The sequence below is a fragment of the Pseudomonas pseudonitroreducens genome (assembly GCF_021603645.1).
Classification (GTDB): domain Bacteria; phylum Pseudomonadota; class Gammaproteobacteria; order Pseudomonadales; family Pseudomonadaceae; genus Pseudomonas; species Pseudomonas pseudonitroreducens.
Window position 1 is genome coordinate 559,379 of record NZ_BQHJ01000003.1, and the last position, 7,374, is coordinate 566,752.

General features: G+C 63.7%; 13 protein-coding genes and 1 other RNA gene. All 14 read left to right on the top strand.

Features of this window, described 5'->3' with window-relative positions; translation table 11 throughout:
* Positions 1 to 208: 208 nt before the first annotated feature.
* Complete coding sequence (locus L6D89_RS10510) at positions 209 to 2,254, top strand: DNA-binding protein (protein WP_236199623.1); 2,046 nt, start codon at positions 209 to 211, stop codon at positions 2,252 to 2,254.
* A 37-nt stretch (positions 2,255 to 2,291) separates the two neighbouring features.
* Complete coding sequence (locus L6D89_RS10515) at positions 2,292 to 3,014, top strand: AAA family ATPase (protein ID WP_236199624.1); 723 nt, start codon at positions 2,292 to 2,294, stop codon at positions 3,012 to 3,014.
* A 177-nt stretch (positions 3,015 to 3,191) separates the two neighbouring features.
* Entirely contained in the window at positions 3,192 to 3,941 is a 750-nt protein-coding gene (locus tag L6D89_RS10520; protein WP_236199625.1) for a MarR family transcriptional regulator, read from the top strand.
* Positions 3,938 to 4,324, top strand: coding sequence for a helix-turn-helix domain-containing protein (locus L6D89_RS10525; protein ID WP_236199626.1), 387 nt, complete (start codon positions 3,938 to 3,940; stop codon positions 4,322 to 4,324). Before L6D89_RS10520 ends, L6D89_RS10525 begins: the two co-directional genes overlap by 4 nt.
* Positions 4,308 to 4,634, top strand: coding sequence for a hypothetical protein (locus L6D89_RS10530; protein WP_236199627.1), 327 nt, complete (start codon positions 4,308 to 4,310; stop codon positions 4,632 to 4,634). The genes L6D89_RS10525 and L6D89_RS10530 overlap by 17 nt, the downstream gene beginning before the upstream one ends.
* Before the next feature lie 17 nt (positions 4,635 to 4,651).
* A complete protein-coding gene (locus L6D89_RS10535; RefSeq protein WP_054906990.1) occupies positions 4,652 to 5,269 on the top strand; it encodes a DUF3164 family protein in 618 nt (205 codons plus the stop codon).
* Positions 5,270 to 5,271: 2 nt separating this feature from the next.
* Positions 5,272 to 5,577: a hypothetical protein gene (locus L6D89_RS10540; RefSeq protein ID WP_236199628.1), complete on the top strand. Its 306-nt coding sequence runs from the start codon at positions 5,272 to 5,274 to the stop codon at positions 5,575 to 5,577.
* A 2-nt stretch (positions 5,578 to 5,579) separates the two neighbouring features.
* A complete protein-coding gene (locus tag L6D89_RS10545) occupies positions 5,580 to 5,852 on the top strand; it encodes a hypothetical protein (protein ID WP_236199629.1) in 273 nt (90 codons plus the stop codon).
* Position 5,853: 1 nt separating this feature from the next.
* Positions 5,854 to 6,069 carry a hypothetical protein gene (locus L6D89_RS10550; protein WP_236199630.1) on the top strand — a complete coding sequence of 72 codons (216 nt, stop codon included), beginning with the start codon at positions 5,854 to 5,856 and terminating at the stop codon, positions 6,067 to 6,069.
* Entirely contained in the window at positions 6,069 to 6,320 is a 252-nt protein-coding gene (locus L6D89_RS10555) for a hypothetical protein (protein WP_236199631.1), read from the top strand. The genes L6D89_RS10550 and L6D89_RS10555 overlap by 1 nt, the downstream gene beginning before the upstream one ends.
* Complete coding sequence (locus L6D89_RS10560) at positions 6,320 to 6,769, top strand: hypothetical protein (RefSeq protein WP_236199632.1); 450 nt, start codon at positions 6,320 to 6,322, stop codon at positions 6,767 to 6,769. The genes L6D89_RS10555 and L6D89_RS10560 overlap by 1 nt, the downstream gene beginning before the upstream one ends.
* Before the next feature lie 8 nt (positions 6,770 to 6,777).
* Positions 6,778 to 7,029 carry a hypothetical protein gene (locus L6D89_RS10565; RefSeq protein WP_236199633.1) on the top strand — a complete coding sequence of 84 codons (252 nt, stop codon included), beginning with the start codon at positions 6,778 to 6,780 and terminating at the stop codon, positions 7,027 to 7,029.
* An RNA gene (locus L6D89_RS10570) (hammerhead ribozyme type II) lies at positions 7,028 to 7,099 on the top strand. Before L6D89_RS10565 ends, L6D89_RS10570 begins: the two co-directional genes overlap by 2 nt.
* Positions 7,100 to 7,141: 42 nt before the next feature.
* The coding region (locus L6D89_RS10575; protein ID WP_236199634.1) for a hypothetical protein at positions 7,142 to 7,374 on the top strand (233 nt) is incomplete at its 3' end.

Below are 7,374 nucleotides of genomic sequence, written 5' to 3' on the forward strand. Positions count from 1 at the left end.
GTGCCTGCTGGGAGGTCGTCCATGACCCGTGTCCCTCAGGCACTACTAGATGATCTGCGCAACGCGACTGAGTTCTATAGGTGCGTAGAGGCCGAGAGTTCTGGAGTGGAAGTCGGCGCATGGACCGACGCTCGCGAGTGGCTGCGCACTGCAGCCCTGAACCTTGGGGCCGCTCTGATCGCTGAGCTTGAAGCAAGCGAGGCTCCCCATGCGTAAGTGGTTCACTGCCAGCGAGCTGGCTGGCCTGCCAGGGCTGCCAGGCACGGAGCGCGGCGTCCTCAAGTTGGCCAAGCGTGAGGGATGGGAAGGCCAGCGCCGTCTCGGGACGAAGGCCGTGGAGTACGGCTTCGCTGCGCTACCGAAAGAGGCTCAGGCCGCTTTGCTGGTCCGCTTGGTGGCGGATCAGCAGAGCACGTCCTCTCAGCAGATGTCCTCCGCGCAGACCATCCTAGTGCCGAAGCGTGACGCTGTTTCCGCGTCACGCTTGACCGACGATCAGCGCAACGTCATGAGCGCGCGCCTCGCCTTCGTGCGTGAAATCGAGCGCATGAGCGAGATGGTCAGCCAGCAGCGAGCCATTGAAACGCTGGTAGGCCTGGCACGCGATGGGCAACTGAGTCCCTACCTGGCCAGCAAGGCTGCGCAAGCAAATGATCGCAAGACAGCAGACCGCACCCTATCTGAGCGGACCCTCAAACGGTGGTTGAGCGACTACCGCAACGGCGGTGAGTCGGCGCTTGCTCCAGCTCGGCGCAAGCCGGACATGGGTGTGCCTACCTGGGCGCCCGCCTTCCTGCGCTGCTTCCAGCGGCCGACAAAACCCAGCGTCGAAGCGGCCTATGCCGAATATGCCGAGAAATGCGAAGGCGACCGCCCAAGCATTCACCAGGTACGCCGCTTCCTAGACAAGCTGTCGCCGGAGGCTCGCGAGACTGGTCGGCGGAGCCCGCAAGAACTCAAGGCCCTGCAGGCCTTCAAGCGCCGCGACACCAAGAACCTGCTGCCGGGTGACGTCTACACCGCCGATGGCCACAAGTTCGATGCCGAGGTCATCAACCCCCGCACCGGCAAGCCTTACCGCCCTGAAACGACCACTGTCCTGGACGTGGCGACCCGGCGCGCTATGGGCATCTCCATCGGCGAAGCCGAGTCCACCGTGGGCGTGCTCGACGCGCTGCGAGATGCCATTCAGCGCGGCGGTATGTTCGCCATCTTCTATGTGGACAACGGCTCGGGCTTCGCCAACGACACGGTGCGCGAGGTGGTCGACCGCCTGGGCGGAACCATGACCCACGCGCTGCCCTACAACAGCCAGGCGCGCGGCTTGGTTGAGCGTGCGCACCAGTCCATCTGGGTGACAGCAGCGAAGAAGCTGACCAGCTACATCGGCGCCGATATGGACAAGCATGCGGGGACTGCTGTGCATCGCATCAGCCGCAAGCAACTGCGCGAGTCGGGCAGCACCCGCCTGATTCCCACCTTCGCTGAGTTCATGGCCGGCGTCGAGTACGAGCTGGAGCAGTACAACAACCGCCCGCACCGTGGGCTAGCCAAAATTCGTGATCCGCAGACCGGCAAGCCACGCCACATGAGCCCGAACGAGGCATGGCAAGCCGCCATTGAGGGTGGCTGGGAACCAATGATGGCGCCCGTCGAGCTGGTACAGGACCTGCTGCGGCCCCAGGTGGTGCGCCCGACTCGTCGCGGCGAAGTCACCTGGGCCAACCAGCGTTACTTCCTCCAGGACCTAGTGGCTCTGCACCAGGAAGAGGTCCGAGTCGCCTATGACGTGCGTGATGCTTCGCGCGTTTGGGTTCGCACCCTGGAAGGTGCGCTGATCGGCGAGGCCCTGCTCGATGGAAACGCCAGCGACTACATGCCCAAGACCATGCTGGAGCAGGCCTACGAACGCCGCGAGCAAGGCCAGATGAAGCGCTCCATCGACAAGCTGGAGACGCTCACTGGCCGCCGTGTCGAACTGATCGCCCCGACCGATGCCCCGAGCCGCGAGCTTGCCCCTGAGCAGCTTGCCGACGCTCGCCAGACCGCCCTGGAGCTGATCGCCACCGAGCCAGCTTTCGTACTGCCTGATGACGACATGGGGCGCTATCGCCTGTGGAACCGCCTAGCCGCTCGCCGCGATGCCGGCGAAGCCCTGCCCGCAGCAGAAGCCGCGTGGCTGGTGAGCTACGCCAACAACCCGAACCTGGAATCCATCCGCCGCACCTTCGAATTCGTCGCGGCCACCGCATAACCAAACGGCCGCCGGATAGCGGCCAAGGAGTGAGCAAATGAGTAACGTAAAAATCGCCCCGCTGACCAACGTGGGCCTGCTGTCCAGCGCTATCGACCGCGCCCTGCAGCGCCCGCTGGGCCTGCCGGGCCTGGTGGTCATGTACGGTGCATCCGGCCTGGGTAAGTCGGTATCCGCCGCAGTCGCCGCTAATCGCCACCGGGCCTATTACGTCGAGTGCCGTGACGCCTGGACCAAAAAGGCTTTCCTGCTGGCGATCCTGCGTGAGATGGGGCTAGTGCCAACCCGCACGCTGAGTGAGATGGTCGACCAGGTGGCTGAGCAGTTGACCCTTTCCGGGCGCCCGCTGCTGATCGACGATGCCCAGTACCTGCTGGATAAGGCCGTCGCCAACGTCATCACCGACCTTCACAACGCCAGCCAGGGAACCATCGTACTGATTGGCGAGAAGGGTGTGCCAGCTAGCCTGGCCAAGCTGGAGCGCCTGCACAACCGAGTCCTGGAGTGGGTCCCCGCGCAGCAGGCCAGCCTGGACGATCTGCGCACTTTGGCCGAGACGGCGTATCCAGGGCTGCAGATCGAGGACGAACTGCTCGACGACCTGCGCCGCAATGTTCGCGGCAGCCTACGGCGGGCGGCGGTAAACCTCTACCGAATCAATTCCGAGGCTCAGGCTCACGGCGTCAACAGCTTTGGGATGGAACTGTGGGGCAATCGCGGCTGGTTTACCGGCGATGCCCCTGCGGCACAGAGGGCTTGAGCATGGAAAACCGTGAACCTCTACCGCGTGGCGCTGATGACATGAGCCTTCCAGAAGGGAAGACCTGCGGCGACTGCGTTCACTGCCGCCGCTGCACAATCATGTTCGGCCATATCCCGGCTGATGAGTCTTGCGACTGGTCGCCGTCTCGGTTCACGCCGAAAGTGGGGGTGAACAATGCGTAAGCCCATCCACCTCACCATGACCGGTGGCAAAAGCCCGCGCCAGCACATGTGGGAGGCCATCCGCTCGCTGTCCCGCGACCCGAAGGGCCTGACCACTTACAACGTGTCACGTTTGTCCGGCCAGGAAGACCAGGCCGTGAGCAGCTACCTGCGCGACCTGAACAAGGCCGGCATCGTCGAGCGTGTAGAGGTCCTGGTCCAGCGTGATGCCCGCTGGAAGCTGCTGGTAGATGAAGGCGCGGAAGCCCCGCGCGTCAACAAACGTGGGGAGCGTGTGCCGCCATCTGGGGTCGAGAGCATCTGGCGAGCCTTACGCATTCTGGGCGTGATGAGCGCCGCCGAGGCGGCAGAGCTCGCCAGCGTCAATGGCATCACCATGACCGAGCTGGCTGCCCGCACCTACCTGCAGGGGCTGACTCTTGCTGGCTACGTCACCCGCACCGACGGCACGCCAGGCAAGCCCGCGCGCTATCAACTGGTCCACCAGCGCTATACCGGCCCACAGCATCCGGTCTATCAGCGCAGCAAGTACGAGCAGGTCTATGACCAGAACCTGGACCAGGTGGTGTGGAGTAAGGACATGCCGGAAAGCCCGGAGCTGGCGGGGCTGCGCATTGAGAACCATCGGATGCGCGCACTCCTGGAGGAGCTGAAAACCGCTCGCCCACTGGTGCTGTACGGGGACGCCTGGATCACGCGCATCGGCGAAGCCCTGGGTGAGCAACAAGGAGACCAGGCGTGAACGCCCGCGTTGATCTGTCCGCTTGGGGCGAGCAGCCCCCGCAGTGGGTCTGCCTGCTGGCCGCCGAGGTCGAGCAGACCAACCGCACCCGTGCCGGTGAGCGCATCGGCATGAGCCGCTCTGCGGTCAGCCTGGTGCTCTCCAATCGCTACCCGTCGCCGAGCACCTCGGCGGTCGAGCGCCGGGTGGTGGCCGCCCTCGGCGCCCTGGACTGCCCCGCCCAGGGCGAGCCCATCAGCCTGATCGAGTGCCAAAGCTATCGCGAAAAGAAGGCTCCGACGCACAACCCGCAGGCCATGCAGCAGTGGAAGGCCTGCCAGCACTGCGCCAACAACCCCAACTGTGCCCAAGCCCTGGAGGCGAGCCATGCAAGCCAGCACTAACGCTCAGCTAAAAGTCCTGACCCCGCGCCTAGCTGATCGGCTGCGGGCCTTCAACAGCGCGGCGCGTGATCTGCAGCGCATGGGTATCCGCCTGCACCGCATAGAGCCTGAGGCATACCGCCTGGTCATCAGCCCTGAAGACGGCCGCCGCCTGGTGGGCCTGAAGCTGGTCTGCGGCTACCAGCGCCAGGGCTCGGCAGGCAGCACCCGTTACAGCGCGCAGTTCCAGGGCGTGGAAGTCACCTGGTCCGAGCCGATCAGCTACCGCGATTTCGCCAGCCCGTCCCCCATCGACCTCACTTTCCACTGAGCAACAGGAGCCATCCCATGAACCAAATCGCAATCCCCGAAGGCTTTCGCCTGGATGCGCAGAAGCGCCTGGTCCACGAAAGCCTCATCAAGCCCATCGACCAAGCACGCGACCAGTTGGTGCTGGAGCTTGTGGAGAAGGCCAAGCAACTGCACAGCCTGATCGCCGAGTTCAAGGTGTCGGCGTTCGGTGACGTCGCCGCTTTCGTGGAGCTGTCCGCCGATCAGTACGGCGTCAAGCTGGGCGGCAAGAAAGGCAACGTCAGCCTGGTGTCGTTCGATGGACGCTTCAAGATCACCAAGGCCGTACAGCAGTCCATCCAGTTCGATGAGCGCCTGCAGGCGGCCCGCGCCCTGATTGACCAGTGCTTGCTGGAATGGACCGAGGGCGCCCGCCCGGAGGTCGTCACCCTGGTCAACGACGCTTTCCGCACCGACACCAAAGGCGAGGTACGTACCGCCAACGTCCTTGCGCTTCGCCGCTTGGAAATCACTGACGAGCGCTGGCAGCGCGCAATGAAGGCCATCGCTGAGGCCTGCCAGGTCGTCGGCTCCAAGGACTACATCCGCGTCCATGAGCGTGTGGGCGACTCTGACCAGTGGCGGGCGATCCCGCTCGACATCGCGGGGGTGTGACCATGGCAGCACGCAACAGTAAGCAGCAGCTCTGCATCGTCACCTTCAATTACGAGCGCTACCTGCTGCCCCAGGCAGACGCACTCAAGGTCATCGACATCATGAGTCGCGCGGCCAGGGTGGAAATGGACTACTCGGGCGACGACATCAAATACATCGTCGGAGAAAGCCCGAGTGCCGAGCTGTCAATGGTGCGCCCTGGTCAGTTGGTCATGCCGAGAGCGGCGTCGGAGCCGGTTGCTCCGAGAAGTCGCAGGAAGGCACCCGGCCAGCTCCCGCATCAGACCTTCCTCCTGGAGGGCAACTGATCATGGTCAAGACCTATGCCGTGTGCCGCATAGACGGCCTGATCGAGCTGCACGACGAGCACCCTGGTGACGGCTATTTCGCCCTCGCCGTGGGTGACTCGGCCGAGCTGCGCCGAGTGATTGACCTCAGTGCCGACCCCGTTGCGGGCTTGGCCTGGCGCGTACCTGGCGTCCGTGCTGGTGCCGAACCGCGCGCCAACCTCGGCGCCATCGCTCGCTATATCAGCGATCTGTCCACCCACGATGCGCCCGGTGTTCGGGCGCTGGGGGTGTGACATGGGGCAAGCACCTCTGCTCGATGAAATGAACCTGGACAAGAGCGTCCGCCAGATGATCGACGAGGCCGAGCAGCTCACTGCTGACAGCTTCGACGTCATGCACCTGACGCTGAACAACGGCAACGATCTGGTGGTGGTTGCCATCACTGGCGAGTACCTGGACCCGGTTGCAAAGGTCCTGGAAGCCATTCGCGAACTACGGGAGGCCAAGTGATGGGGGTCACTACTGCAATGAAGAGCGCGCTCGGTGCGCTGTTCACCGAGTTCAACATGCGTCGCGTTGGCGATGGCTACACGGCAACCAGTCACGGCAAGTCGGCCAGTTGTTCCTGGAGCCGCGAGGCCTGCGCCAAACGCCTGGGCCAGAAGCTCTACCCCGACGCCGTTATCCACGTCGAGTGCATCGAAGACAAGGCCGAAGGCTCTCACGACAGCCGCTGGCGCGTGACCGTGGAGGGCCACTGATGGAGCGCTACCACGATACGCAGACCGATCCACTGCCGATCCGCTCGCCGTACCACGAAGCTGAGCGTCAGCGCCTAGAGCAGTTGACTGCGGAGTTTCTCGCCAAGGGCGGCGAGATACAGGAGGTCGGCCATCAGATGCGGGACAAGTACACGTTTGTCCTCAACCCCAGCCGGAGCCCGGTCTACGCGCACCTGTTCGAACAGCCGGCCGTGCCGCTGGTAGCCAAGCCGACCAGGCTCCTGGAGAAAGAGCCGACCGCCCGAACGGAGCCGGAGCGCAAGAAAGCTCCTGCACTGCTGGACGCTCGCACGCTGGCTGCTCGGCTCATGGTGCAAGCGGCCCTGGATGCGAGCCCAGGGCAAGCCGCCAAAGCGGTGGGCATCGGGGAAAAGCACGCTCGCCAGCTCATTCGCGATTTCAACATCAAGTTCCATCGCCAGCGCTAGGGGGATTCATGAGCAAGTTCACCATCACCATCACCGAGGAAAGCAACGGGCTGAGCATCGTCCTGGATGGCACAGGCAAAAAGGATGGTCCGGCCGCCATCACCGCTCTGGCCCTTCTGTATGTCGCCAAAGACATCGTGCCAAAGGCCACCAAGAGTGCGGCAGAGAAAGGGACTTGCCAGTGCGACAAGTGCAAGGCCGCCCGTGCGGAGGCTCAGGAGCAGGCGCCATCAACCGAGGGGAAACCCACCATCCACTAAGCGAAACCGCCCCGGCCTGGCCGGAGCGGTCTGCCCAGCGTGGTAGCTGGGTACTGATGAGCAGCCGAGGACGTTATGCAGAAACAAACCAGGACCTATCGAGGCGCAGATCATGAGCGCGCTTTTCAAGCTGCACAGTCAATTCCTTCTGATTCGCTGGAGCGAATGGCTAGTGCACTTACTGAGGAAGCATCTGCGGGAATGGCCAGCGATGCTCGGCCATGTACTGCAGAAGCTGAAGGCCAAGAACTGTCTCGGACGTACCTGCCAGGAAGTCTGGGGCGAACTTCAGGTCCTTAAACATCGTGAGGAACATGACGTACTGAGTCAGAAACATCGAAAGAA